The sequence below is a fragment of the Geobacillus thermopakistaniensis genome (genome assembly GCF_000498995.1).
Taxonomy (GTDB): Bacteria; Bacillota; Bacilli; order Bacillales; family Anoxybacillaceae; genus Geobacillus; species Geobacillus thermoleovorans.
On the sequence record NZ_AYSF01000050.1, the window covers coordinates 1 to 24,864 of the forward strand.

The following is a 24,864-nucleotide window of genomic DNA, read 5'->3' on the forward strand; positions in this document are numbered from 1 at the left end:
TTCCCTACACGACGCTCTTCCGATCTCGATGAATCGATCGCCAAGCGACCGATGGGGCGGGTGACGAAACCGCTTCGCGAAATGGGAGCGCGTATTGACGGGCGTGAGGGCGGCAATTATACGCCGCTTTCCATCCGCGGCGGCGCGCTTCGCCCGCTTCGCTACACTTCGCCGGTGGCGAGCGCGCAAGTAAAATCGGCCATTTTGCTCGCCGGCTTATTCGCTGACGGCGTGACGTCTGTTGCTGAGCCGCACCGCTCGCGCGATCATACCGAGCGGATGGTTCGGTTGTTTGGCGGTGAAGTGAATGTGGATGGCTTGACCGTCTCGGTGGCCGGTCCGCAACGCTTGCGCGGGACGCACATTTACGTTCCCGGCGATATTTCGTCAGCCGCCTTTTTCCTTGTCGCCGGCGCCATTGTGCCAAACAGCGAAATTACGCTGAAAAACGTCGGCTTAAATCCAACGCGGACCGGCATCATCGATGTGCTTACACAAATGGGGGCGGATATTGCGATTGACAACGTCCGCAACGAGGAAACCGAGCCGGTCGGTGATATTACGGTCCGCACGTCGACGCTTCGGGCGGTCGAAATCGGCGGGGATCTGATTCCAAGATTGATCGACGAAATTCCGATCATTGCCTTGCTCGCGACGCAGGCGGAAGGAACGACCGTCATCAAAGACGCGAGCGAACTGAAGGTGAAAGAGACGAATCGGATCCATACGGTCGTCACCGAGTTGAAAAAACTCGGCGCTGACATCGAAGCAACCGACGACGGCATGATGATCCGCGGCAAAACGCCGCTTTATGCCGACGGGATTGTTGTCGACAGCCATGGCGACCACCGCATCGGCATGATGCTCGCCGTTGCTGCCTGCATCGCCAAAGGGACGGTCCGCCTCGAGCGTTCGGAAGCGGTCGCCGTTTCCTATCCGGCGTTTTTTGCCGACCTCCGTTCGCTGCTGTAAAAGGCCTCCCGCCCCAAGCGGGCGGGCGGTCATATTTTGCGTTGTTCGTTCATATATTGTCAGTGAGAGGAAGGGCTCCGTATTTTTTGAAAGCGGATACATTTCCTGTTTCTAGATGAAAAAACGACGCACCTTCCAGACGGCGAGCGGTTTGGTTGCGGAAACGGCCATGATCGATTATCATCATTCATGTTCCCATTGTAACAGTACATAACGATTTGAATGGCAAAGGCGGATGGCCGCCTGCCGCAAGAGAGGGCTGACGAAACGATGACACGCGTCGAACAAATCATTCGCTTAGTGGAAAACGGAAACGTCGACCAAGCGTTGGCGCTCGTGCCGAAAGTGAAAAAATATGGAAGTGATGAAGAAAAATACGCGCTTGCCGACTGCTTGTACGGATGGGGAATGCCGGAAGAGGCGAAGGAGCTGCTTGAGGAGCTGGCTGCCCGCTATCCGGATGACGGCGACATTCGCCTGTTTTTGGCGGAAGTGTATACGGAGCTTGAAGCCGAAGAGGAAGCGCTCGCCATTTTGTCGGAGATCGACGAAGACGATCCGCAGTTTGTCCGCGCGTGCCTTCTTGCCGCCGATTTGTACGAAATGCAAGGGCTGGCGGAAGTGAGCGAGCGGAAGCTGCGTCAAGCGTACGAGAAAGCTCCAGATGAGCCGATCGTGCAGTTTGCGTTGGCTGAGTTGTATTTTTCGCACGGGGAATACTCAAAAAGCGTGCCGCTTTATGAACAGGTGCGGAAGACGAATAAGGAGATGGCCGGCGTCTTGATCACTGAGCGGATCGCTGAGGCGCTCAGCCGTTCCGGGGAATTCGAGGCGGCGCTTCCGTATTATGAGGAGGCGCTCAATGAAAAAATGGACAGTCGGACGCTGTTCGCCTACGGATTCACCGCGTTGCAGGCCGGCTATACACAAACGGCCATCGATAAGCTCAGCGCTTTAAAAGAGCTCGATCCGGACTACACTCCGCTTTACCTTTATTTGGCGAAAGCGTATGAACAAGAAGGACGGCTCGTGCAAAGCTATGAGACGGCGCTTGAGGGCATCGGCGTCGACGAATGGAACAAAGAGCTCCGTCTTTACGCAGGCAAGCTGGCGCTCAAGCTGAACAAGCCGGAGGAGGCAGAGGAACATTTGAAAAAAGCGCTTGAGATCGATGGCGGGTACATCGAGGCGCTCACGGTTTTATCGGCGCTTTGGCTAAACGAACAGCGCTATGAGGATGTCGTGGCGCTTCTTGAGCAGGCGATGGCCGATGGCGAGTACGATCCGCAGTTTGAATGGGACCTTGGGCGCGCCAAACATCGGCTTGAGATGTACGACGATGCATTAAATCATTACAGCGAGGCATATAATTTCTTTAAGCACAATGTCGAGTTCCTCGAAGAGTACGGATATTTTCTCATCGAGGAAGGAAATCGGGCGGCGGCGAAAGAAATATTTCAACAGATCGTCCGTCTCGACCCAACCCATACGGAGGCGGCGGAGATGCTGCTTGAGCTCGAAGAGTAGGGGAGAAGCGGTGGCCCAACCTCTTTCTTGGAAACCGATCGAGGGGGAAGCGCACAATGACGCACGTATCCGTCAATGAGAAAAAAGAGTTTATCCGTTGGTTTTTAAGCCACTATCAGTTGAAGCGGCGCGAGTGTGTCTGGATTTTAAACTATTTGATGAGCCATGACCAGCTCATGCAAAAGGTGCATTTTGTCGAGAATGCCCAATATTGCCCGCGCGGCATCATTATGTCGACTCACTGCGTCGACGATGTGCCGTTCCGTTTTTACAAAGGCAATGTGATGACAACCGATGCAGAGAAATCGTTCCATGACATCCGTTTAAACCGCGACGAAGATATTTACATTCAACTGAATTTCCGCGCTTCTTTTCACTCGCCACAATATGTCGCTGTGCTTGAGGAAAACCCGTATGCGCCGAAGCAGGCGCAAGTGAGCGAAAACGACCAGCGCCTCGCCGAGCAGTTTTTGGAACGCTCCATTTACGAATTCCGGCGCGGGCGGCTCATGAAGCTGATCGATGAGGCGCTTGACCGCCATGATGAAGAGGCGTTCCGCCGCCTGACCGATGAATTAAACAAATTGTAAAAACCTTGCCGCCGGCAAGGTTTTTCTTTTGCCGAAAAATATGGTATGGTGATGAAGGGAAGAAACTTTGAGGAAAAGGAGAGTACGAATGAAGTGGACAGGCGAGGACGTCGCCCTCTATGAACGAGAGCGCGACTACATCGACACGGCGCTCCTTCCGCTTTTGCCGGTGGCTTTCGGCCAAGGAGCGAAGCGGCTCGCTTCCGGCGGGGAGCTTGTCGGGCTCATCGCGGCCGAGGTCGAGCGGCAGCTGAAGGGCCGGTTGTTTTTGATGCCGTCGTTTGTGTATTTTGCCGATGAGCCGCGGGCGCTGCTTACCGAAAGGCTGGCGGATTGGACCAACCGGCTTAAGCGGGAAGGAATGAAGCATCTGTTTTATGTGACGTGCGACCGTGCGTGGCAAGAGGGCGAAGAAGCTGACCGCGTTTGGTTCGTTCCGGTTGTTCCGCTCGAGAGCATGGGTGAATCGTACAAGCACGAGCTTGTCAGAGAGCAGGCCGCCGAGCTGCTCCGCTTTCTCATCGGTCGATGGGCGCAAGAGTAGACGCGGCAAAGTCCGACGTTTTGCCGCCTGCGATATTGACCTTGTCCAGCAATTGAGCTATCATTAGAATGTCCTAGTTTTCCATATGTGTTATACATACAATCGTCCGGTGCGGACTTGATTTTGCATAGAGGGGGGAAGACGATGAGCGACAACAAACATCGTGTAACGAGACGTCAGTTTTTAAACTACACGCTGACCGGCGTCGGCGGTTTTATGGCGGCAGGAATGCTGATGCCGATGCTCCGTTTTGCTTTCGATCCGATCTTGAAGGATGAAGCAGGGACGGAGATGGTCGCGGTAGCAGACGTCAAAGAGATTACGACCGAACCGAAGCGCTTCGACTTTAAAGTGAAGGTGAAAGACGCTTGGTACGAGTCGGAAGAGCCAAAATCAGCATGGGTGTATAAAACGGACAAAGGGGAGATCATCGCCCTGTCGCCGATCTGCAAACACCTTGGCTGTACGGTCGACTGGAACACGGACAAAGAGCATCCGAACCAGTTTTTCTGCCCATGCCACTATGGGCGCTATGAGAAGGACGGCACGAACGTTCCGGGGACGCCGCCGCAAGCTCCGCTTGACCGTTACGAGTACAAAGTGAAAGACGGCAAGCTGTATTTAGGCAAGGCGAAACCAAGAAAGGAGGCGTAATGCGTGTTAAACAAGCTGTATGACTGGGTCGATGAACGCTTAGATATTACGCCTTTATGGCGGGATATCGCCGATCACGAAGTTCCGGAGCACGTCAACCCCGCCCACCATTTTTCCGCCTTTGTCTATTGTTTCGGCGGGCTGACGTTTTTTGTCACGGTCATTCAAATTTTGTCAGGCATGTTTTTGACGATGTACTACGTCCCGGATATTAAAAACGCGTGGGAATCGGTGTATTACTTGCAAAACGAAGTGGCGTTCGGCCAAATTGTGCGCGGCATGCACCATTGGGGGGCGAGCTTGGTCATCGTCATGATGTTTTTACATACGCTGCGCGTCTTTTTCCAAGGGGCTTATAAAAAGCCGCGCGAAATGAACTGGATCGTCGGCGTATTGATCTTTATGGTGATGATGGGTCTTGGCTTCACCGGCTACTTGTTGCCGTGGGATATGAAAGCGCTGTTTGCGACGAAAGTTGGTTTGCAAATCGCGGAAGCGACGCCGCTCATTGGCCCGGCCATTAAGACGCTGTTAGCTGGGGACCCGGAAATTGTCGGCGCGCAAACGTTGACGCGCTTTTTTGCCATTCACGTCTTCTTCTTGCCGGCCGCTTTGCTCGGCTTAATGGCAGCGCACTTTTTAATGATTCGCAGACAAGGCATTTCCGGTCCGCTATGATCGGTCGGCCCGCGTTTAGAGGCGATAGAAAAAAGGAGGGAACCACGCAATGCATCGCGGAAAAGGAATGAAATTCGTCGGCGATTCCCGTGTTCCCGCGGTGAGAAAACCGAATATTCCAAAGGACTATTCGGAATATCCCGGGAAAACGGAAGTGTTTTGGCCGAACTTCCTGCTCAAGGAATGGTTGGTCGGATCGGTCTTTCTCGTCGGTTTCTTATGCTTGACGGTCGCCCATCCGTCGCCGCTTGAGCGGATCGCCGACCCGACGGACACGACGTACGTGCCGCTGCCTGACTGGTATTTCTTGTTCTTATACCAATTGCTCAAATATTCGTATGCGTCTGGTCCGTATACGGTCGTCGGCGCGATCATCATCCCGGGGTTGGCGTTCGGCGCGCTCTTATTGGCGCCGTTTTTGGACCGCGGCCCAGAGCGCCGTCCTTGGAAGCGTCCGGTCGCGACCGGGATGATGCTGTTGGCGCTTGCGGCGATGATTTATTTGACATGGGAAGCGGTCGTCACACACGACTGGAAAAAAGCGGCTGAACAAGGGAAAATTCGGGCGGAAGTGAAAATTGACACGAACGCGGAAGGCTATAAAATCGCCCAAGCGAACACATGTACATCGTGCCACGGACAAAACTTGTCCGGCGGTGCTGGTCCGTCGCTCATCGGCACCGGCTTGAAACCGGAAGAAATCGCGAAAATCGCGAGAGAAGGGAAAGGCAACATGCCGCCCGGCGTCTTTAAGGGCACGGATGAAGAGTTGAAAAAACTGTCCGAATTCATCGCTGGACTGAAAGCGGAATAATCGTTTCGACACGAAAAAGCTGACTCGCGTTAGTCAGCTTTTTTCGTGCCAACATGAAACCGAGGCGAGGTGCAGATGATGGCATGGCTTTATGCGCTGTTGGCTTCCCGGCCGGTTGTTTGGCTGCTCTTGTTCGTCAACGCGGCCGGCACCATCTATGGATATTATTGGTATCGTTATCAACTTGCCGATACGCCGCCCATCTTTTTGCCGTTTGTTCCCGACAGTCCGACGGCGAGCCTTTTTTTTCTTGTCGTCCTTGTGGCATGGCTTTTCGGCAGGTCGGCGCCGCTTTTTGAAGCGTTGGCTTTGGTGACGCTTGTTAAGTATGGAATTTGGGCGGTCGTTATGAATGTGCTCGTTTGGCGCGTCACCGGCACGCTCGATTGGGCCGGGTGGATGCTGATCGTTTCGCACGGGGCGATGGCGATCGAAGGAATGCTGTACGCCCGGTTTTATCGATTCCGCTTCCTTCACCTTATGCTGGCGGCCGTGTGGACGCTGCATAACGATGTCATCGACTACGTTTTTGGCATGATGCCGCGCTATAGTGTGCTGGCTGACTACGCCAACGAAATCGGCTATTTTACGTTTTGGTTGAGCATCGCATCGATTGCCGCTGCGTATCAGCTTGGCGTCCGCCTCCGGCGCCAGCCGCTTCTGCCGGGCGGCATGTCTTTCCGGCAGGCATCAGAGTAGAGCGTTGAACACAAGGAGGAACGTTGGGCGGCAGCTTTCTATTATAGATGCAACGAAGAAGTTTAACATATCCTTGACGGAAAAGCGGTTTGTCCATTTTCGACTGTCGAAGGCAAGCCACAGGCTTGCCTCCGTCACGCCAAGGCGTGACGGAAGACCGAACAACCGCCTGCCCTAAAGACCCATATATGGGTCTTTAAGCGGCGTTGTTCGGTCCCCTGACAGTCGATCAAATACTCGGTAAAAGCTGCAAATGGTAAAGCTTCGAATTGCATCTATATAGCAGTTGCCTGGTCTACTCTTGTCCACTCCTTCATACATTGTACTAGTGGATGAGGGAGGGACGATGATGAAGCGAATCGGGCTAGCCATGTTGTTGTCGCTCGCCTTTTTATGGCCAGCGCCCATTGGCGCGGCTGGACAAACAAACGGTTGGGAGCAGTTGGACGATATTTCCGACGAGGCGCTGCAATTGGCGAAAAACGGTCGTTTTGCCGAAGCAAAAGAAGTGCTCCGCTATTTTTCCAAGCGGTTTTTCGCCCTTGGGGCAAAAGAACGGTTGAAATCGGCCGATGAATTGCGGGCGGTGACCGTGACGCATGAGCAGGCAGTCAAGGCGATGACGGCGCCGATCTCCGCGGAAGACAAAGTGGCGGCGATCACCCAGTTTCGCCTTGTTGTTGACGCCATCCATTCGACATACCAGCCGCTTTGGACGGAGATGGAGCCGGCTGTCATGGAGGCGTTTGCCGCGGTCGAAAAGGCGGCACAACAAGGCGAGCAGAAAGCGTATGCCGCTGCCCTCCGCCAGTTGCTTGACCGCTATACATTGATCGAGCCGAGTGTGAAAATCGACGTGCCGCCGGATATCGCGACAAAGGTCGATGATGATCTTGAGGCGTTGCAGGCCGCCGCGTTTTGGCAACGCGGCGAAGACGAGCAGCGCGAGCAACTTGCCGATGCGCGTCAAGATCTTGAAGCGCTGTTTGCCGGGGTGAAAAAGGACGAAGCTGATCCGTCGCTGATTTGGGTGATGATTTCCACTGGCGGAGTGATCGTGTTGACGCTGACGTACGTTGGCTGGCGGAAGTACAAAGGAGAAAAGGAAGAGAAGCGGGCGCGGCAGCCGGAAGACTAAGCACCGGCGCTTTTTGCGAGGGGGAAACGTTTCCCCCTCTTTTTTGTTTTCCCGTCGCTTTGTGCAAGCACCGCCCCGGCACTTTCAAGCGGCGCTTGCCGGGCTTGTCCCGGTTGGGCTTTCGCGCCAGCGGCTTTTCATGGTTCCAGCGGCCGCTTTTGTTCATCGAGCGTAAACCCTTCGCCGAGCACATCATGCACATCGGTGACGGCGACGAACGCATGCGGATCAACGGATATAATGACACTTTTTAAGCGCGGCAGTTCGTTTTTGGCGACGACGCAATACAAGACGTCGCGGTCGCGCTTCGTATACGAGCCGCGCCCTTTCAGCACGGTGACGCCGCGCTCCATCTCTGTCAAGATCCGGTTGGCGATCTCTTCGCTTTTTTCTGAGATGATGGTCGCCCCTTTTGCCGCATAGCCGCCTTCCTGCAGAAAATCAATGACCCGGGCGGCGATAAAGACGGCGACCAACGTATACATCGCCTCGCGGTATGACAGGTAAAGAAGAAGCGACAATGTGATGACGGTGGCGTCAAAGGCAAACATCGTTTTGCCCATGCTGATGCCTTTATATTTATGGACGAGGCGCGCGATAATATCGACGCCTCCGGTTGTGCCGCCGTAGCGGAAAATAATGCCGAGGCCGACGCCGATAAAGACGCCGGCAAACAAGGCGGCGAGCGTCATGTCATGTCGAAGCGGCATATGAATCATGTAGCGTTGAAAGATGGACAAAAAGACGGAAACGGCGACCGTGCCGATGACGGTATAGAGAAACGTTTGGCGGCCGAGCAGCTTCCAGCCGATGAAAAAGAGCGGAATGTTGAGCGCCAAGTTGGTGATCGCTGGATCCAGTCCGAACAAAAAATAAAGAAGAAGCGTAATGCCGGTAAACCCGCCTTCCGCCAAATTGTTTTGCATGTTGAAATGAACGAGCCCGAAGGCGAAAATAGCGGCGCCAAGCAAAATAAACAGGCAGTTTTTGATCTTTAGTCCAAAAATCATACCGTCCCTCCGTCCGCAAAAATAGTCGGCGCCCTTAATTATAGAGGAACTTGTCCATATAGGCAATGACGAGCGAAAACGGGCGGATTGACAGCGGGCGAAAACATTTGTCAAATGCGCCGCTTTTCGCTAACATGAAAACAGACGAGGTGACAAGCCATGCAGGAGAAAACGATGAAACAAATGCAACAGGAAGTGGATGACTATATCAGTCAATTCAAAGAAGGCTATTTCAGCCCGCTCGCCATGCTGGCGCGGCTGACGGAAGAGCTCGGCGAGCTGGCGCGCGAGGTGAACCATTACTACGGGGAAAAACCGAAAAAGGCGACCGAACAAGAAAAAACGGTGGAAGAAGAGCTGGGCGATTTGCTGTTTGTGCTCATTTGCTTCGCCAATTCGCTCGGCATTGATTTGCAGGCGGCGCACGACCGGGTGATGGACAAGTTTCGCACCCGCGACCGCGACCGCTGGACGCGGAAGGAGGAAGGATCATGACGATTCGCATTGTCATCGCGGGGCCGCGCGGCCGCATGGGCCGAGAAGCGGTTGCGCTCGTGCAGCAAACCGATCACTTTGAACTGGCTGCGGTCATCGACCGCCGTTACGATGGACAAAATTTAGCGGAGATCGACCGATTTTCCGGCGTCAACGCCCCGATTTACACCGATGCGGCCCGCTGTTTTGCGGAGGTGAAGCCGGATGTATTGATCGATTTGACAACGCCGGAAGCCGGAAAGCGGCACACCGAGCTGGCGCTGCGTTACGGCGTTCGTCCGGTCGTCGGCACGACTGGATTTACGCCGGAAGATATCGAGCGGCTCACCAAGCTGGCGGAAGAGAAAGAAATCGGCGCCATCATCGCGCCGAACTTTGCCGTCGGAGCGGTGTTGATGATGAAATTCGCCCGCATGGCGGCCAAATATTTCACTGATGTGGAAATCATTGAATTGCACCATGATCAAAAGCTTGACGCACCGTCCGGAACGGCATTGAAGACGGCGCAGCTCATTGCCGAAGTGCGACCGTCGAAAAAGCAAGGCCACCCGAACGAAAAGGAAACGCTTGCTGGCGCGCGCGGCGCCGCTTACGACGGCATCCCGATCCACAGCGTCCGTCTGCCGGGCTTTGTCGCTCATCAAGAAGTGATTTTCGGCGGCAACGGCCAGACGTTGACGATCCGCCACGATTCGTTCGACCGCCGCTCGTTTATGTCCGGGGTGAAGCTGGCAGTGGAAACGGTGATGCATTTACATACGCTTGTCTATGGGCTGGAGCATATTTTGGAATAGTGTGCAAACTGCGCAAACGGGGGAGAATGGAATGAAAATCGCGTTAATTGCCCATGACCAAAAAAAGGCAGAGATGGTCGCATTTGCGACCGCCTATGCGCCTGTGCTTGCAAACCATGAATTGTACGCCACCGGCACGACCGGCTTGCGCATCCAGGAGGCGACCGGTCTTCCCGTTCATCGCTTCCAATCGGGGCCGTACGGAGGCGACCAAGAAATCGGGGCGATGATCGCCCGCAATGAAATGGATCTGGTCATTTTTTTCCGCGATCCGCTCACCGCCCAGCCGCATGAGCCGGACATCAGCGCATTGATGCGGCTTTGCGACGTCTATGCCGTGCCGTTGGCGACGAACATCGGCACGGCCGAGCTGCTCATCCGCGCGTTGGAGCGCGGCGATTTGGCATGGCGCAGCATTGTGCGCGGCCGAACAAAAGGCGGGGAGGAATCGAAAACAGAAAGGTGACAGCGATGATGGAAACGTGTGACTTGTTGGCGTTCGGCGCCCATCCGGATGATGTCGAAATCGGCATGGGAGGGACGATCGCCAAATACGTACGCCGTGGGTACCGTATTGTCATTTGCGACTTGACGCAAGCCGAGCTGTCGTCCAACGGCACGGTCGACGAGCGGCAGAGAGAGGCGGCCGAGGCGGCCCGCCGGCTCGGTGTATCCGAGCGGTTCAATCTTGGGCTGCCTGACCGCGGCCTTTATGTCGAGGAAGAGGCGATCCGCCAGATCACAGCGGTCATCCGCCGCTGCCGGCCGCGCCTTGTATTCGCCCCCTATTGGGAAGATCGACATCCGGATCACGGGCGATGCGCCCGCCTTGTCGAGGAAGCGGTCTTTTCCGCCGGCATCCGCCGCTATGGCGCCGGAGAGCTTGGCGATGCGCACCGCGTTCGGGCGGTGTATTATTATATGATCAATGCCTTTTGCCGCCCGCATTTTCTCATCGATATTAGCGAAACGATCGATGACAAGCTGGACAGCCTGCGCGCGTACGAAAGCCAGTTTCAAAAACGGCCTGGCTCGGTTGACACCCCGCTGACCAACGGCTACATCGAGATGATTGAAAGCCGCGAGCGCTGGTTCGGTCAACAAATCGGCGCGGCGTATGCGGAAGGGTTTTTGACGAAAACGCCGATTCATCTTTCCAATTTGTTTGAGGAGGAGCGATGAAGCTGAAAATCGGGATTGTTTGCTATCCGACGGTCGGGGGCTCCGGAGTGGTCGCCACTGAGCTTGGCAAGCTGCTGGCGGAGCGGGGGCATGAGATTCACTTTATCTCATCGAGCATGCCGTTTCGTTTGAATAAAGTGTACGGCAACATTTATTATCATGAAGTCAGTGTCAACCAATATTCCGTCTTTCAATACCCGCCGTACGATTTGGCATTGGCAAGCAAAATTGCTGAGGTGGCAAAGCGGGAACGGCTCGATGTGCTTCATGCCCATTACGCCGTTCCTCATGCCGTCTGTGCGGTGTTGGCGCGGCAAATGGTCGGCGAGCTGCCGATCATCACGACGCTGCACGGCACGGATATCACCGTGTTAGGCTATGACCCGTCGCTTTCCGATATGATCAAATTTGGCATCGAGCAGTCGGATATCGTTACGGCGGTGTCTGACGCCCTTGCCCGGCAGACGTATGAACTGCTCGATGTGCAAGCGACGATCCATACCGTCTACAATTTTGTCGATGAACGCGTCTACCGTCGCCGGGAAGCGGGCCATTTACGGCGCGAGTACGGCATTCGCGACGATGAACGAGTTGTGATCCATGTCTCGAATTTCCGGAAAGTGAAGCGTGTGCCTGATGTAGTGAGAGCGTTTGCCATCGTGCGCCGGCACGTGCCAGCCAAGCTCTTGCTTGTCGGCGACGGTCCGGAAATGACCGTCGTCTGCCGGCTTGTGAAAGAGCTTGGGCTGCAAGATGATGTCCGCTTTTTAGGAAAACAGGATAAACTCGAAGAGCTGTATTCGATCAGTGATGTGATGATGCTTTTGTCGGAAAAAGAAAGCTTCGGGCTCGTATTGCTTGAAGCGATGGCGTGCGGCGTTCCGTGCATCGGCACGGCCATCGGCGGGATTCCGGAAGTGATTGAGGATGGGAAAACCGGGTTTTTATGCCCGCTTGGCGATGTCAAAGAGGCGGCAAGACAGGCGATGGCGCTGTTGACAGACTGCCGGTTGCACGCTGAGATGGCAAGACAGGCGGTGCAAACGGTCGAGCGCAAGTTCCGCTCGGCCGACATCGTCGGCCAGTATGAACAGCTGTACGCTTCGCTTGCGGCAAGGAAGGTGAAACGATGAAACCGCCGTTTGAACAGGCGCTCGGCATTATCCGACAATTGAAGCGGCATGGCTATGAGGCGTATTTTGTCGGCGGCGCGGTGCGCGACTTGTTGATCGGGCGTGCGATCGGCGACGTCGATATCGCGACAAGCGCTCTGCCGGAAGAAGTGATGCGCTTGTTTCCGAAAACGATCGACGTCGGTTCGAAACACGGCACGGTCGTCGTCGTGCATGAAGGAACGGCGTACGAAGTGACGACATTCCGCACGGACGGCGATTATGAAGACCATCGCCGTCCGGAGTCGGTGACGTTCGTTCGTTCGCTTGAGGAAGACTTAAAGCGCCGCGATTTCACGATGAACGCCATCGCCATGGATGAACGCGGAACGATCATTGATCCGTTTGGCGGACAAGAGGCGATCGAGCGGCGGCTCATTTGCACGGTCGGGGCGGCGGACGAACGGTTTCGCGAAGATGCGCTCCGCATGATGCGGGCTGTTCGCTTCGTCAGCCAACTTGGATTTGCCCTTGCTGAGGACACGAAGCGGGCGATCGTCCAAAACGCACCGCTTATGGCCCACATTTCTGTCGAACGGATGACCATGGAAATGGAAAAACTGCTCGCCGGTCCGTTCGTTTTTTCGGCCCCATTTTCCTCCGACTTGTNGTGCGGCGCATCAAAACATGGCCGAAAAAAAAAGAGCAGCTGCTGCGCTCGGCCGCCGCCTTTCGCTGGCCGTGGCTTACAAAGCGTGAAGAGCGCTGGGCGCTTCTTTGCCGCGCGCTTGATGTCAAAGACATTCGTCCGTTTTTGCGCGCCTGGAAGCTTCCCAACAAAGTAATCGATGAAGCTGGCGCCATTTTGGCGGCGCTCGATGATGTCCCTAGGCCGGAGGCGTGGACGAACGAACAGTTGTTTTTGGCCGGCCTCGAGCGAGCGCTATCGGTTGAAGCGGTGCGCGCCGCGCTTTGCGGCGCGCCGTCTGAACCTCATCATGAGGAGCTCCGCCGCCGCTTTGCGGCGCTGCCGATCAAAACGAAAGGGGAGCTTGCCGTCAACGGGAAAGACGTCATTCGCTGGGCTGGAAAACCGGCCGGTCCGTGGGTGAAAGAGACGCTGGATGCCATCTGGCGGGCGGTCGTCAGCAGCGAAGTCGAAAATGAGAAGGAGCGGATTTACGCATGGCTCATGGAGCGCAATCGGACACACGAAAAAAACTGTTAGAGTTGTTTGCCGAAGCGAACGGCGAGTTTTTGTCCGGGCAAAAAATCAGCGAACAGCTCGGCTGTTCGCGGGCGGCGGTATGGAAGCATATCGAGGAGCTGCGCAAAGAAGGATTTGAACTCGAAGCAGTGCGCCGCCTTGGCTACCGGATTATCAGCACGCCGGATAAAGTGACGGCCAACGAAATCCAGCTCGGCTTAAAAACGGAAAAACTTGGCCACACGATCCACTTTTTTGACGAAGTCGATTCGACGCAGCGCATTGCGGCAAGGCTCGCGTATGAAGGGGCGCCGGAAGGAACGCTCGTCGTCGCGGAAGAGCAAAAGGCTGGGCGCGGGCGTTTGGATCGGAAATGGTTTTCCCCAAAAGGGACGGGCATTTGGATGAGCCTCATTTTGCGGCCGGCCATCCCGCCGCAGCGGGCGCCGCAGCTGACACTGCTTGCCGCGGTGGCCGTCAGCCAGGCGATTCAGGAAGTGACCGGGCTTGTCCCAGACATTAAATGGCCGAATGACATTTTGCTTGACGGCAGAAAGTGCGTCGGCATTTTAACGGAGCTGCAAGCCGACCCTGACCGCGTCCATTCGGTCATCATCGGCATCGGCATCAACGTCAACCAAACGATCGAGCAGTTTCCGGAGGATATCCGGGCCATCGCGACATCGCTGGCCATTGAAAAGGGCGGGCCCGTAAAGCGCGCCCCGCTCATTCAAGAAATTTTGTTCCGGCTTGAGCGGCTGTATGAGCAATATTTGGCGCATGGCTTCCGTCCGATTAAGCTTCTTTGGGAAGGGTACGCCGTTTCGATCGGCAAGCCGGTGACAGCGAGAACGCTGAACGGCGTGATTCGCGGCATCGCCCGCGGCATCACTGACGACGGGCTGCTCATCCTTGAAGATGAGCAAAAGAACATCCATTACATCCATTCTGCCGATATTCAGTTCTAATTTGCCACTAGAAAAATTGTAACAATTTTGTTAAAATACAAAGCGAGGAAAAGGGCAGTATCTTTCGCAAGAAGAACTGCACCGAGGCCGACAGCACGAATAGGTGAAGGAAATGATCTGCCTTGATCCTTTTTTGAAGGACTAGGACAGAGGGATGAACGAAACCGACGGCGGTTTTATGGCGTCCTTCTTTCTCAAGGCGGGAAAGAAGGACGTTTTGTTTCGGGCGGTTCATCTCCTCTGCAGTCAAAGAGGAGGGAACGAAAATGAAAGCGAAAACCGATTTTTTCCACATGAAGCAGGCGGGCGAGCCGATCGTGATGGTGACCGCCTACGATTTTCCGTCCGCGAAGCTTGCCGAGCAAGCCGGCGTCGACATGATTTTGGTCGGCGATTCGCTCGGCATGGTTGTGCTCGGGTATGATTCAACGATCCCGGTGACGGTCGATGATATGATCCACCATACGAAGGCGGTTCGCCGCGGTGCGCCGAACACGTTTATTGTCACCGATATGCCGTTTATGTCGTACCATGCGTCCAAAGAAGAGGCGCTGCAAAACGCCCGCCGCATCATGCAAGAGTCAGGGGCGAACGCCGTTAAAGTCGAAGGGGCGGATGAAGTCGTCGACATGATTGCCGCGCTGACGAAAGCCGGCGTGCCGGTCGTTGCCCATCTCGGGTTGACGCCGCAATCGGTCGGCGTTCTTGGCGGCTATAAAGTGCAAGGCAAAGATGCCGAAAGTGCGAAAAAGCTGCTCGATGATGCGAAACAATGCGAGCAGGCGGGAGCGATCGCCCTTGTCTTAGAGTGTGTTCCGAAGCAGCTCGGGGCGGCCATGGCCCGGGAACTCACCATTCCCGTCATCGGCATCGGCGCTGGGGCGGAAGTCGACGGTCAAGTGCTCGTGTATCACGATTTGCTTGGCTACGGTGTCACCCGCGTGCCGAAGTTTGTGAAACAATACGCGTCCATCCAAGAGACGATCGTCGAGGCGTTAGCCAACTACGTCGCTGATGTCAAACTGCGCCAGTTCCCGGAGCCGGCGCACACGTTTACGATGAAGGAAGAAGAATGGGTGGCGCTTTACGGAGGAAAGCAAGGATGATCGTGATGGATCAGATTGCAGCGATGCAGGCGCTCATGCGCCAATATCGCCGTGAAGGAAAGACGATCGGGTTCGTTCCGACGATGGGCTATTTGCATGAAGGGCATACCTCCCTCATCGATCGGGCGCGCGCGGAAAACGACATCGTCGTCCTAAGCGTTTTCGTCAACCCGCTTCAGTTCGGACCGAACGAAGACTTTGCCCGCTATCCGCGCGATTTCGAGCGCGACCGGCGCATCGCCGAACAGCATGGAGTCGACGTCTTGTTCCATCCGGAAGCGGACGAGATGTATCCGGAGCCGCTTACCGTACGAGCGATCGTTCAAGCGCGCGCCGACGTGCTGTGCGGACGGTCGCGCCCCGGCCATTTTGACGGCGTGGCGACGGTGCTCATTAAGCTGTTCAACATTGTTATGCCCGACCGCGCGTACTTTGGGATGAAAGATGCCCAACAGGTGGCGGTCGTCGACGGCTTGATCCGCGATCTCAATTTTCCGATCGAGCTCGTGCCGGTGCCGACGGTCCGCGAGGCGGACGGGCTGGCGAAAAGCTCGCGCAACGTCTATTTGTCGCCGCAAGAACGGAGTGAGGCGCCGGCGCTGTATGCAGCGCTTCAAGCGGCCGCTTCCGCCGTCGAACGAGGAGAGCGGAGCGCAGCGGCCATCCGCCGGATGGTTAGAGAGCATATTGAAGCGCATACGCACGCTGAGATCGATTATGTCGAAGTATGTTCATATCCGGATTTGACGCCGCTTGAGACGCTCGCCGGGACAGTGCTGATCGCTGTCGCCGTCCGATTTGCGAGCGCCCGGTTGATCGACAATATCATGATTGAGTTGCCCAAAACCGGCGAACAAGGGGATGGAAAGGGGGAGCAAGCATGTTTCGCACGCTCATGAACGCCAAAATTCACCGCGCTCGTGTAACAGAGGCCAATCTCGATTACGTCGGCAGCATTACGATCGATGAAGATATTTTGGATGCCGTCGGCATTGTGGCTAATGAAAAAGTACAGGTAGTGAACAATAATAATGGAGCCCGTTTTGAAACATACGTCATCCCCGGCGAGCGCGGCAGCGGCGTCTTTTGCCTAAACGGCGCCGCCGCCCGCCTTGTGCAAAAAGGGGACGTTATTATCGTCATCTCATATGTGCTCGTTCCAGAGGAAAAAATCGCCGCCCATCGACCGAAAATCGCGATTATGGACGAAAACAACCGGATTGTGCAGCTCATCGCCGAAGAGCCGGCGCATACGGTTTTATGAGGGCAAAAAGGGGCTTTCCGCCCCTTTTCGTTTTGAGGTGATCGTTTATGGCAACGCGCTTTGTCATCATTGACTTGGAGACAACCGGAAATGGGCCGAAAAAAGGCGATCGGATCATCCAGCTCGGCATGGCGGTCGTCGAAGATGGCCTGATTGTCGAACGGTTTGCCAGCTTTTTTAACCCGGAACGGCCCATTCCGCTGTTCATTCAGCAGCTGACGAACATCAACGAACAGATGGTCGAAGGAGCGCCGCTGTTTGCTGACAAGGCGGGCGAGATCGCCGCCTTGATGCACGGTGCTTACTTTGTCGCCCATAACGTCGACTTTGATTTGCCGTTTTTGCAGGCCGAGCTTGAACGGGCTGGCTGGCCGCCGTTTTCCGGTCCGACGATCGATACGGTCGAGCTCGCCCGCATCGTGTTGCCGACTGCCGAAAGCTATAAGCTCGGCGATTTGGCGAGGCAGCTCGGCCTCCACCACAATCGTCCGCATCAAGCGGACAGCGATGCGGAAGTGACCGCCAAGCTGTTCATTGCCTTGCTCAAGCGGCTCTCCCGTCTGCCGCTTATGACGCTTGAGCAACTGCGCGGTCTTGCCCGCCACTTGAAAAGCGATATTTACTTGCTCCTTGATGCGGTCATCGCCAAAAAGCGGAACAAGGCGCCGGCCGACCGCGCTGTCGCCGTATACCGCGGCATTGCGTTGAAACAACCGGCGCCGGAGCCAGATGAGAGCGATCGGCGCCCCGCTTTGGCTTCGTTCGCTGCCTTTTGCGAACAGGAGCCGCCCCTTCCGCTTCCCGGCTACAAGCGGCGCGCGGGGCAGTGGGAGATGATGCGGCTCGTTTATGAGGCGCTGTCGACGTCCCAGCACGCGCTCATTGAAGCAGGGACCGGACTTGGCAAATCGCTCGCCTATTTGATTCCCGCTGCTTTTTTTGCCTGTGAGCAGCAAGAGCGGGTCGTCATCAGCACGCATACCCTCCAGCTGCAGGAGCAGCTCATTCGCCGCGATTGGCCGGTATTGCGGCAAATCGCGCCGTTTCCGCTCCGCGTTGCCGTTTTGAAAGGGAAGCAAAATTACTTATCCCTTGACAAGTTCGCTTCGTTTTTGTCGGAGCCGTCTGACACGTACGATGCGGCTCTCTTGAAGTGCCAGGTGCTCGTTTGGCTGCTTGAGACCGACAGCGGCGACTTGGACGAATTGAATGTGTCATCCGGCGCCCGTCTCCTATTGTCCGCGCTTGCCATCGGCGAAGAGGAAGACGGCGGGCGGCATCATTTTTTCGCCCGGGCGAAAGAGCGCTCCGAACGGGCGGATGTGGTCATTACCAACCATGCGCTTTTGCTTCATGATTTGACCGGCCCGGCGCCGCTTTTGCCGCCGTTTCGCCATCTGATCATCGATGAGGCGCATCGGCTTGAAGATGCCGCCGCCCGGTGTTTTGGCGAGCAGATTAGCTATGTGTCGTTTCGCCTGCTGACCGCCAAAATCGCGCAGACGATCGCGAAATGGGTAGAAGCAGAACAGGACGCACCGAATGGGGCTCTTGTCCGTTGCCAGCAACGCCTTGAGGAGCTGCAGTTTGAAGGGGACGAGCTGTTCCGCCTGTTGCGCCGCTATGCGTTGGACAAAAAGCCGGCTCGCGCTGGACGTTGCCGCTATCGCTTTTCGCCGACGGACGAACAGAGCCGGGCGTGGCAGGCGGCGGTGGAGTTATGCTGGCGCCTGCGCGATTTGGCGGCGGCGCTATCCGCTGAAGCGAAGCCGCTTCTATCCGCTGATACGAGTGGCGATTTCCCACCATCCGCCTTGCTGTCGGCTGATTTGGCGGCTCTCAACCGGCAAATGGCTGCGCTCGTGCGTTTGCTGACCGAAAAGGAGCCGGGTGTCGTCCGGTGGATCGAAGCGGACGAAAAAGGGGCGGCGAACGCTGTCCGCCTTTACTCGCAGCCGGTTGACCTTGCTGACTTTTTCGCCGATCAACTGTTTATGAAAAAACGGAGCGTCGTTTTGACGTCGGCGACGCTCACTGTCCGCGGCCGGTTCACGTATATGGCGGCGCGTCTCGGTCTTGAGGATTTTTATCCACTTTGCCGCTCGTTTCCGTCGCCGTTTCGTTACGAGGAGCAGGCCGCGCTCTTCGTGCCGGCGGACATGCCGCTCGTTTCTGCCGTGCCGCTTGAAGATTACGCCGAAGCGGTCGCCGCTTCGGTGCTTGCGATCGCCCGACGCCTCGGACGGCGGGTGCTTGTGTTGTTCCCTTCGTATGAACTGTTGAAACTGACGGTTGATGCGTTGAAGACGGAGGAAGAAGGCGAGCCGTTTGTTTTGATCGCTCAAGGGGTGCAAAGCGGCAGTCCGGCAAAGCTCTTGCGGACGTTTTTGCAGTTTGAGCATGCGGTGTTGTTTGGGACGAGCAGCTTTTGGGAAGGGGTCGATCTGCCAGGTTCAGCGCTCGATGTGCTTGTCATCGCCCGCTTGCCGTTTGCGCCCCCGGACGATCCCGTGATGGAGGCAAAAAGCGAGCGCATTCGCCTAGGAGGCGGCGATCCGTTTTCCGAGCTGGCGCTTCCTGAGGCGGTGCTTCGTTTTAAGCAAGGGTTTGGCCGCCTCATTCGCACTGAAGACGACAAAGGAGCCGTATTTGTGCTGGATCGGCGGCTGATGGCTTCCCTGTACGGCGCGGATTTCCTCGCTTCCTTGCCGCCGCTTTCGGTGCATGAAGGCGCGCTTTCTGAGCTGCTCGACAAGGCGGAAACTTGGCTTTCTTAAAGCGCGCTTTATTTCTCATAAAGATGGACGAAACGGCGCAATCTAAAGGTGTCAGGCGGCAAAAAACCCCGCATGAAGCGGGGGGAAAGAAGCAAATTGGCGTTGACGGTGTAGGCGGGCAAATTTGTTATGAAATGATCGGACAAACCTGCTATAATAGGAAAGAAGCACAACTGCGATGACAGTTTGCGCCTTGCCGTTTGGCTTTGTCGGCTTGGCCGCAGAGGTGCGAAGAAGCACGCCTTTGATGTCACCTTCGCTGTATTTGTATTGTTGCCGGAGCCGCCGGCGTGTATAAGTAACAAAATTTGCGCCGCACAGGAGGAAACGACGAAAATGGAAAGCAAAATCGAAGTGCTCGCTACCGTCAAAGTTCAGCACTCCGACGACTTGTACAAAATTGTCGACTGCTTGAACCGAACGCTAAAGCGCGACAATTTGATGTTTGGCCTTGCCTTGGATGAAAACGACAAGCGCCAGGCCATCTTTACGATTTATCGGACGTGATCACGATGAAAAAGTGGGGTTGGTTCACTCTGCTTTTTTTTGGATTCCTCATTTGGCAGGCATGGTCGATTTATGACGAGGCGATGGCGCCCAAACGGCTGATGGTGGAACATGCATTGGCGCGGGCGAAGGAAGCCGCCGGGCTTGCTGATGTGAAGAAAGTCTATACATATTATGGCGACGAAGCGTGCACCGTATTCATCGGAAGAACAAAACAAGGGAAAGCGGTCGTCGTTTGGGTGCCTGAAAAAAAGGGGAGTGTCGTCGTCAAGGGCGTGGACAGCGGCATCAGCGAGGCGGAAGCGCGCGCCATTTTGCAGCGCGACCGCCGACCGCGGCGCATCATCGACGCGACGCTTGGCATGGAAAAAGGCGTGCCTCTTTGGGAGTTGACATATATTGATGCGCAAGGAAGGTATTCGTTTTATTACCTTCACTTTGCGGATGGGGCCTTCCTGAAGAGGTACAGTTTTCAACAGTGAGGACGTGAGGGGGAAGAAGCGATGAAACTGGCAAAACGGGTGGCGTCGCTGACGCCATCGGCGACATTGGCCATTACGGCGAAAGCAAAGGAACTGAAAGCGGCCGGATACGACGTGATCGGCCTTGGGGCCGGCGAACCGGATTTCAACACGCCCCAGCACATTATCGCGGCGGCCATCAAGACGATGAATGAAGGGCATACGAAATATACGCCATCAGGCGGGCTGCCGGCGCTGAAAGAGGAAATCATCAAAAAGTTTGCCCGTGATCAAGGGCTTTCGTACGAGCCGGCGGAAATCATCGTCTGTGTCGGGGCGAAGCATGCGCTTTATACGCTCTTTCAAGTGCTGCTTGATGAAGGCGATGAGGTCATCATTCCGACGCCGTATTGGGTGAGCTACCCGGAACAAGTGAAGCTGGCTGGCGGCGTTCCGGTTTACGTTGAAGGGCTGGAAGAAAACGACTTTAAAATGACGCCGGATCAGCTGAAACAGGCGATTACCCCGAAGACGAAGGCGGTTATTATCAACTCCCCGAGCAATCCGACCGGCATGATTTATACGGCCGAGGAGCTGAAAGCGCTCGGGGAAGTATGCTTGGCGCATGGCGTGTTGATCGTTTCGGACGAAATTTATGAAAAATTGATTTACGGCGGGGCGAAACATGTGTCGATCGCCGAACTGTCGCCGGAGCTGAAGGAGCAGACGATCATCATCAACGGCGTATCGAAATCGCACTCGATGACAGGGTGGCGCATCGGCTACGCGGCTGGACCGAAAGACATCATTCAAGCGATGACCGATTTAGCAAGCCATAGCACATCGAATCCGACATCGATCGCTCAATATGCGGCCATTGCCGCCTACAGCGGGCCGCAGGAGCCGGTCGAACAAATGCGCCAAGCGTTTGAAGAACGGCTCAACATCATTTATGACAAGCTTGTGCAAATTCCAGGCTTCACCTGCATCAAACCGCAAGGAGCGTTTTATTTGTTCCCGAACGCCCGAAAGGCGGCGGATATGGCTGGATGCCGCACGGTCGACGAGTTCGTCGCCGCCTTGTTGGAGGAAGCGAAAGTCGCGCTCGTGCCTGGTTCTGGGTTTGGGGCGCCGGATTACGTCCGCTTGTCGTACGCGACCTCGCTTGAGGCGCTCGAGACAGCGATCGAACGCATCCGCCGGTTTATGGAGGCGCGGGCCTAAGGCGCTTTGCGCCAAGGTGTCAGAGTGGAAAGAAAAGGGCGGCTTTGTTTGGCGCAAAGCCGCTTTTTCCGCGTCGGTGGGAGCGGCGGACTGTCGGCTGGCTCCGGGCGGCTGCGCCGAAGGGCGATGGGGAGGGCAGCATCGTTTTGCACTGCTTTGGCTGGTCGTTGCCGTGACGCCGACGGAACGGTATAATAGCGAATGATGGACGTGTTGATTATTGGAGGGAATCAGTGCGTGAAAACGACGACGATTGCGGAAGTGAATCAATACGTAGGACAACAAGTGACGATCGGCGCTTGGCTCGCGAACAAGCGCTCAAGCGGGAAAATCGTCTTTTTGCAGCTGCGCGACGGCACTGGCTTTATTCAAGGCGTCGTCGAAAAGGCGAACGTCTCGGAAGAGGTGTTTCAACGCGCAAAAACATTGACGCAAGAAACGTCGCTCTATGTGACGGGCACGGTGCGCATCGACGAGCGCTCCCCATTTGGCTACGAGCTGTCGGTTGCCGATTTGCAAGTCATTCAAGAAGCAGTTGACTATCCGATTACGCCGAAAGAGCATGGCGTCGAATTTTTGATGGACCATCGCCACCTTTGGCTTCGGTCGCGGCGCCAGCACGCGATCATGAAAATTCGCAACGAAATCATCCGGGCGACGTATGAGTTTTTCAACGACCGCGGGTTTGTGAAAGTCGACGCCCCGATTTTGACTGGCAGCGCACCGGAAGGAACGACCGAACTGTTTCATACGAAATATTTTGATGAGGATGCCTATTTGTCGCAAAGCGGCCAGCTCTACATGGAAGCGGCGGCGATGGCGCTCGGCAAAGTGTTCTCATTCGGCCCGACGTTCCGCGCCGAAAAATCGAAAACACGCCGCCATTTGATCGAGTTTTGGATGGTGGAGCCGGAAATGGCGTTTTATGAGTTTGAAGACAATTTGCGTCTGCAAGAAGAGTACGTCTCCTACCTTGTGCAGTCGGTGCTCGAGCGCTGCCGGCTTGAACTCGGGCGGCTCGGGCGCGACGTGTCGAAGCTTGAGCTGGTCAAACCGCCGTTTCCGCGCCTAACGTATGATGAGGCGATCAAGCTGCTTCATGAAAAAGGATTGACCGACATCGAGTGGGGCGATGACTTCGGTGCGCCGCATGAGACGGCCATCGCCGAAAGTTTTGACAAACCGGTGTTCATCACCCACTATCCGGCCTCTTTGAAGCCGTTTTATATGCAGCCGGACCCGAACCGCCCCGACGTTGTGTTATGCGCCGATTTGATTGCGCCGGAAGGATACGGGGAAATCATTGGCGGCTCGGAACGGATTCACGATTATGAGCTGCTCAAGCGCCGCCTTGAAGAGCACCATTTGCCGCTTGAAGCGTATGAATGGTATTTGGATTTGCGCAAATACGGTTCTGTGCCGCATTCAGGGTTCGGGCTCGGCTTGGAGCGCACTGTCGCTTGGATTTGCGGCGTCGAACATGTGCGCGAGACGATTCCGTTCCCGCGGCTGCTCAACCGGCTTTATCCGTAAAAAACCCCCTGCAAAAAGGGGGTTTTTTCGCCGCCGTCATGTTATACTATAGTTGAGGTGCATCGGCATGGAAAAGAAAAAGGTGGCCGAATGGCTGGCGCAAGGAAGCATCGCCGTCCCGAAGCTGCTGCTTGGCCACTACAAGCAGCTTGGGTTGGGCGAGGGGGAGCTCGTCTTGCTTTTGCATATGCAGTCGTTTTTCGAAGAAGGCGTCTTGTTTCCGACGCCGGCCGAGCTGGCCGAAAGAATGACGGTCTCGGCAGCGGAATGCATGGATATGGTGCGTCGGCTCTTGCAAAAAGGGATGATCGCGATTGAAGAGCATACGGATGAACAAGGCATTCGCAACGAAAAATATACGCTTGAACCGCTTTGGGAGAAGCTCGTGCATCATTTGTACACCCAAGCCGCTCAACAGGGGGAACTCGGCCGGCAGGAGGAAGAGGAGAGCTTATACACCGTTTTTGAGCAGGAGTTTGGCCGCCCGCTCTCCCCGTTCGAGTGTGAAACGCTTGCGATGTGGATCGATCAAGACGGCCATGAGCCGGCCATCATTAAAGCGGCGCTGCGCGAAGCGGTGCTGTCGGGGAAGTTGAATTTCCGCTACATCGATCGCATCTTGTTTGAATGGAAAAAGAATGGCATTCGCACGATTGAACAGGCGCACGACTACGGCAAAAAGTTTCGCAAGCCGTCCTCCCGTTCGGCGAAACAGACGGCGGGAGAATTTAAACAGACGATCCCGTTTTTCAATTGGCTCGACTCGTAACGAGAGGCGCTGTCTCTCGTTTTTGTTTGTCCAAAAATGGTCAATCGAACCGGTAAAAGGCGTCGTTTTATTCGGGCCAATATGGCAATAAGGAGGAGACGAGGTGCTGACAAAGCAACAAATCCGCTACTGTTTGGATGAGATGGCAAAAATGTTTCCGGATGCGCATTGCGAGCTTTTGCACCGCAATCCGTTTGAGCTGCTGATTGCGGTTGTTTTGTCGGCGCAATGCACCGATGCGCTCGTCAACAAGGTGACGAAACGGCTGTTTGAAAAATATCGGACGCCGCACGATTATATTGCGGTGCCGCTTGAGGAGCTTGAGCAAGATATCCGCTCAATCGGCTTATATCGGAACAAAGCGCGAAACATTCAAAAGCTGTGCGCGATGTTGATTGACAAGTACAACGGCGAAGTGCCGCGCGACCGCGATGAGTTGATGAAGCTGCCGGGCGTCGGGCGGAAGACGGCGAACGTCGTTGTGTCCGTTGCGTTCGGCGTGCCGGCCATCGCTGTTGATACACACGTCGAGCGCGTCAGCAAACGGCTTGGCTTTTGCCGCTGGGACGACTCGGTTTTGGAAGTCGAGAAGACGCTGATGAAAATCATTCCAAAAGAAGAATGGTCGATCACCCACCACCGAATGATTTTTTTCGGCCGCTACCATTGCAAGGCGCAGTCTCCGCAATGTCCGTCATGTCCTCTTCTTCATTTATGCCGTGAAGGAAAAAAACGGATGCGAAAACGGGAGGAAAAAGCGGCAAATCAGAAGTGAACGGAACCGCGAAAGGGCTTGGTGAAGAAGGGCCAGCAGCATGCCGGTCGGTCATGAAAAAACG

27 protein-coding genes and 1 pseudogene are annotated in these 24,864 nt (G+C 55.5%); 27 read left to right on the top strand and 1 reads right to left on the bottom strand.

What is annotated here, in order from left to right:
* The 9 genes from aroA to ypjB form a co-directional block, all read left to right on the top strand.
* Nucleotides 1–972 (top strand): 3-phosphoshikimate 1-carboxyvinyltransferase (aroA, locus tag T260_RS1000000141130; protein ID WP_023634017.1); only part of this gene is annotated, 972 nt, incomplete at its 5' end.
* Between the two features lie 270 nt (nucleotides 973–1,242).
* A complete protein-coding gene (locus T260_RS129190; protein ID WP_023634018.1) occupies nucleotides 1,243–2,499 on the top strand; it encodes a tetratricopeptide repeat protein in 1,257 nt (418 codons plus the stop codon).
* 56 nt (nucleotides 2,500–2,555) lie between these two features.
* The gene (locus tag T260_RS129185) at nucleotides 2,556–3,089 is read left to right on the top strand and encodes a ReoY family proteolytic degradation factor (RefSeq protein WP_013144907.1); all 534 of its coding nucleotides are present in this window, start codon (nucleotides 2,556–2,558) and stop codon (nucleotides 3,087–3,089) included.
* 88 nt (nucleotides 3,090–3,177) lie between these two features.
* Nucleotides 3,178–3,633: a YpiF family protein gene (locus T260_RS129180; protein ID WP_011231678.1), complete on the top strand. Its 456-nt coding sequence runs from the start codon at nucleotides 3,178–3,180 to the stop codon at nucleotides 3,631–3,633.
* A 144-nt stretch (nucleotides 3,634–3,777) separates the two neighbouring features.
* A complete protein-coding gene (locus T260_RS129175; protein WP_011231677.1) occupies nucleotides 3,778–4,287 on the top strand; it encodes a Rieske (2Fe-2S) protein in 510 nt (169 codons plus the stop codon).
* 3 nt (nucleotides 4,288–4,290) lie between these two features.
* Nucleotides 4,291–4,965: a menaquinol-cytochrome c reductase cytochrome b subunit gene (gene qcrB, locus T260_RS129170; RefSeq protein WP_011231676.1), complete on the top strand. Its 675-nt coding sequence runs from the start codon at nucleotides 4,291–4,293 to the stop codon at nucleotides 4,963–4,965.
* 49 nt (nucleotides 4,966–5,014) lie between these two features.
* Nucleotides 5,015–5,779, top strand: coding sequence for a menaquinol-cytochrome c reductase cytochrome b/c subunit (locus T260_RS129165; protein ID WP_011231675.1), 765 nt, complete (start codon nucleotides 5,015–5,017; stop codon nucleotides 5,777–5,779).
* A gap of 78 nt (nucleotides 5,780–5,857) precedes the next feature.
* Nucleotides 5,858–6,478 (top strand): lipoprotein heptaprenylglyceryl N-acetyltransferase LhaT, encoded by a 621-nt coding sequence (gene lhaT, locus T260_RS129160; RefSeq protein WP_011231674.1) that lies wholly within the window; start codon nucleotides 5,858–5,860, stop codon nucleotides 6,476–6,478.
* A 349-nt stretch (nucleotides 6,479–6,827) separates the two neighbouring features.
* The gene (gene ypjB / locus T260_RS129155; RefSeq protein ID WP_015375261.1) at nucleotides 6,828–7,616 is read left to right on the top strand and encodes a sporulation protein YpjB; all 789 of its coding nucleotides are present in this window, start codon (nucleotides 6,828–6,830) and stop codon (nucleotides 7,614–7,616) included.
* Nucleotides 7,617–7,753: 137 nt separating this feature from the next.
* On the opposite strand, the gene T260_RS129150 is transcribed toward ypjB, so the two are convergent.
* Entirely contained in the window at nucleotides 7,754–8,626 is an 873-nt protein-coding gene (locus T260_RS129150) for a YitT family protein (protein WP_011231672.1), read from the bottom strand.
* Nucleotides 8,627–8,785: 159 nt separating this feature from the next.
* Between T260_RS129150 and T260_RS129145 the strand changes: the two genes are divergently transcribed.
* The 18 genes and pseudogenes from T260_RS129145 to nth all read left to right on the top strand — a co-directional run bounded on the left by T260_RS129145 (nucleotide 8,786) and on the right by nth (nucleotide 24,800).
* Nucleotides 8,786–9,121 carry a nucleotide pyrophosphohydrolase gene (locus T260_RS129145; RefSeq protein ID WP_011231671.1) on the top strand — a complete coding sequence of 112 codons (336 nt, stop codon included), beginning with the start codon at nucleotides 8,786–8,788 and terminating at the stop codon, nucleotides 9,119–9,121.
* A complete protein-coding gene (gene dapB, locus T260_RS129140) occupies nucleotides 9,118–9,915 on the top strand; it encodes a 4-hydroxy-tetrahydrodipicolinate reductase (protein WP_014196195.1) in 798 nt (265 codons plus the stop codon). Before T260_RS129145 ends, dapB begins: the two co-directional genes overlap by 4 nt.
* 31 nt (nucleotides 9,916–9,946) lie before the next feature.
* Nucleotides 9,947–10,381 (top strand): methylglyoxal synthase, encoded by a 435-nt coding sequence (locus T260_RS129135; protein ID WP_013144914.1) that lies wholly within the window; start codon nucleotides 9,947–9,949, stop codon nucleotides 10,379–10,381.
* A 5-nt stretch (nucleotides 10,382–10,386) separates the two neighbouring features.
* Entirely contained in the window at nucleotides 10,387–11,097 is a 711-nt protein-coding gene (gene bshB1 / locus T260_RS129130) for a bacillithiol biosynthesis deacetylase BshB1 (RefSeq protein ID WP_014196194.1), read from the top strand.
* Entirely contained in the window at nucleotides 11,094–12,230 is a 1,137-nt protein-coding gene (gene bshA / locus T260_RS129125) for an N-acetyl-alpha-D-glucosaminyl L-malate synthase BshA (protein ID WP_011231667.1), read from the top strand. Before bshB1 ends, bshA begins: the two co-directional genes overlap by 4 nt.
* Nucleotides 12,227–13,437, top strand: a pseudogene (locus tag T260_RS1000000138295) (CCA tRNA nucleotidyltransferase). Before bshA ends, T260_RS1000000138295 begins: the two are co-directional and overlap by 4 nt.
* A complete protein-coding gene (locus T260_RS129120; protein WP_014196192.1) occupies nucleotides 13,395–14,384 on the top strand; it encodes a bifunctional biotin--[acetyl-CoA-carboxylase] synthetase/biotin operon repressor in 990 nt (329 codons plus the stop codon). The pseudogene T260_RS1000000138295 and the gene T260_RS129120 overlap by 43 nt, the downstream one beginning before the upstream one ends.
* 266 nt (nucleotides 14,385–14,650) lie before the next feature.
* Nucleotides 14,651–15,490 (top strand): 3-methyl-2-oxobutanoate hydroxymethyltransferase, encoded by an 840-nt coding sequence (gene panB, locus T260_RS129110; protein WP_011231664.1) that lies wholly within the window; start codon nucleotides 14,651–14,653, stop codon nucleotides 15,488–15,490.
* Complete coding sequence (panC, locus tag T260_RS129105) at nucleotides 15,487–16,389, top strand: pantoate--beta-alanine ligase (RefSeq protein WP_014196191.1); 903 nt, start codon at nucleotides 15,487–15,489, stop codon at nucleotides 16,387–16,389. Before panB ends, panC begins: the two co-directional genes overlap by 4 nt.
* A complete protein-coding gene (gene panD, locus T260_RS129100; RefSeq protein WP_013144919.1) occupies nucleotides 16,371–16,754 on the top strand; it encodes an aspartate 1-decarboxylase in 384 nt (127 codons plus the stop codon). The genes panC and panD overlap by 19 nt, the downstream gene beginning before the upstream one ends.
* A 47-nt stretch (nucleotides 16,755–16,801) precedes the next feature.
* Nucleotides 16,802–19,531 carry an ATP-dependent DNA helicase DinG gene (gene dinG, locus T260_RS129095; protein ID WP_023634019.1) on the top strand — a complete coding sequence of 910 codons (2,730 nt, stop codon included), beginning with the start codon at nucleotides 16,802–16,804 and terminating at the stop codon, nucleotides 19,529–19,531.
* 336 nt (nucleotides 19,532–19,867) lie between these two features.
* Nucleotides 19,868–20,038 (top strand): YpmA family protein, encoded by a 171-nt coding sequence (locus T260_RS1000000138840; protein WP_011231659.1) that lies wholly within the window; start codon nucleotides 19,868–19,870, stop codon nucleotides 20,036–20,038.
* A 5-nt stretch (nucleotides 20,039–20,043) separates the two neighbouring features.
* Nucleotides 20,044–20,520 carry a cell wall elongation regulator TseB-like domain-containing protein gene (locus tag T260_RS129090; RefSeq protein WP_031212755.1) on the top strand — a complete coding sequence of 159 codons (477 nt, stop codon included), beginning with the start codon at nucleotides 20,044–20,046 and terminating at the stop codon, nucleotides 20,518–20,520.
* A 21-nt stretch (nucleotides 20,521–20,541) separates the two neighbouring features.
* A complete protein-coding gene (locus tag T260_RS129085) occupies nucleotides 20,542–21,723 on the top strand; it encodes a pyridoxal phosphate-dependent aminotransferase (protein WP_023634023.1) in 1,182 nt (393 codons plus the stop codon).
* 16 nt (nucleotides 21,724–21,739) lie between these two features.
* Nucleotides 21,740–21,928, top strand: coding sequence for a hypothetical protein (locus T260_RS1000000139815; RefSeq protein ID WP_023634024.1), 189 nt, complete (start codon nucleotides 21,740–21,742; stop codon nucleotides 21,926–21,928).
* A complete protein-coding gene (gene asnS, locus T260_RS129075; protein WP_042380425.1) occupies nucleotides 21,928–23,256 on the top strand; it encodes an asparagine--tRNA ligase in 1,329 nt (442 codons plus the stop codon). The genes T260_RS1000000139815 and asnS overlap by 1 nt, the downstream gene beginning before the upstream one ends.
* A gap of 67 nt (nucleotides 23,257–23,323) precedes the next feature.
* The gene (locus T260_RS129070; RefSeq protein WP_014196183.1) at nucleotides 23,324–24,025 is read left to right on the top strand and encodes a DnaD domain-containing protein; all 702 of its coding nucleotides are present in this window, start codon (nucleotides 23,324–23,326) and stop codon (nucleotides 24,023–24,025) included.
* A 103-nt stretch (nucleotides 24,026–24,128) separates the two neighbouring features.
* Complete coding sequence (gene nth / locus T260_RS129065; protein ID WP_014196182.1) at nucleotides 24,129–24,800, top strand: endonuclease III; 672 nt, start codon at nucleotides 24,129–24,131, stop codon at nucleotides 24,798–24,800.
* The last annotated feature ends 64 nt before the right edge of the window (nucleotides 24,801–24,864 follow it).

Bases quoted from the DNA above. Each gene is read 5' to 3' on its own strand.
- T260_RS129190 (WP_023634018.1), top strand. From the start codon at position 1,243: ATGACACGCGTCGAACAAATCATTCGCTTAGTGGAAAACGGAAACGTC.
- T260_RS129185 (WP_013144907.1), top strand. From the start codon at position 2,556: ATGACGCACGTATCCGTCAATGAGAAAAAAGAGTTTATCCGTTGGTTT.
- T260_RS129180 (WP_011231678.1), top strand. From the start codon at position 3,178: ATGAAGTGGACAGGCGAGGACGTCGCCCTCTATGAACGAGAGCGCGAC.
- T260_RS129175 (WP_011231677.1), top strand. From the start codon at position 3,778: ATGAGCGACAACAAACATCGTGTAACGAGACGTCAGTTTTTAAACTAC.
- T260_RS129165 (WP_011231675.1), top strand. From the start codon at position 5,015: ATGCATCGCGGAAAAGGAATGAAATTCGTCGGCGATTCCCGTGTTCCC.
- lhaT (WP_011231674.1), top strand. From the start codon at position 5,858: ATGGCATGGCTTTATGCGCTGTTGGCTTCCCGGCCGGTTGTTTGGCTG.
- ypjB (WP_015375261.1), top strand. From the start codon at position 6,828: ATGAAGCGAATCGGGCTAGCCATGTTGTTGTCGCTCGCCTTTTTATGG.
- T260_RS129150 (WP_011231672.1), bottom strand. From the start codon at position 8,626: ATGATTTTTGGACTAAAGATCAAAAACTGCCTGTTTATTTTGCTTGGC.
- T260_RS129145 (WP_011231671.1), top strand. From the start codon at position 8,786: ATGCAGGAGAAAACGATGAAACAAATGCAACAGGAAGTGGATGACTAT.
- dapB (WP_014196195.1), top strand. From the start codon at position 9,118: ATGACGATTCGCATTGTCATCGCGGGGCCGCGCGGCCGCATGGGCCGA.
- T260_RS129135 (WP_013144914.1), top strand. From the start codon at position 9,947: ATGAAAATCGCGTTAATTGCCCATGACCAAAAAAAGGCAGAGATGGTC.
- bshB1 (WP_014196194.1), top strand. From the start codon at position 10,387: ATGATGGAAACGTGTGACTTGTTGGCGTTCGGCGCCCATCCGGATGAT.
- bshA (WP_011231667.1), top strand. From the start codon at position 11,094: ATGAAGCTGAAAATCGGGATTGTTTGCTATCCGACGGTCGGGGGCTCC.
- T260_RS129120 (WP_014196192.1), top strand. From the start codon at position 13,395: ATGGCTCATGGAGCGCAATCGGACACACGAAAAAAACTGTTAGAGTTG.
- panB (WP_011231664.1), top strand. From the start codon at position 14,651: ATGAAAGCGAAAACCGATTTTTTCCACATGAAGCAGGCGGGCGAGCCG.
- panC (WP_014196191.1), top strand. From the start codon at position 15,487: ATGATCGTGATGGATCAGATTGCAGCGATGCAGGCGCTCATGCGCCAA.
- panD (WP_013144919.1), top strand. From the start codon at position 16,371: ATGTTTCGCACGCTCATGAACGCCAAAATTCACCGCGCTCGTGTAACA.
- dinG (WP_023634019.1), top strand. From the start codon at position 16,802: ATGGCAACGCGCTTTGTCATCATTGACTTGGAGACAACCGGAAATGGG.
- T260_RS1000000138840 (WP_011231659.1), top strand. From the start codon at position 19,868: ATGGAAAGCAAAATCGAAGTGCTCGCTACCGTCAAAGTTCAGCACTCC.
- T260_RS129090 (WP_031212755.1), top strand. From the start codon at position 20,044: ATGAAAAAGTGGGGTTGGTTCACTCTGCTTTTTTTTGGATTCCTCATT.
- T260_RS129085 (WP_023634023.1), top strand. From the start codon at position 20,542: ATGAAACTGGCAAAACGGGTGGCGTCGCTGACGCCATCGGCGACATTG.
- asnS (WP_042380425.1), top strand. From the start codon at position 21,928: ATGGACGTGTTGATTATTGGAGGGAATCAGTGCGTGAAAACGACGACG.
- T260_RS129070 (WP_014196183.1), top strand. From the start codon at position 23,324: ATGGAAAAGAAAAAGGTGGCCGAATGGCTGGCGCAAGGAAGCATCGCC.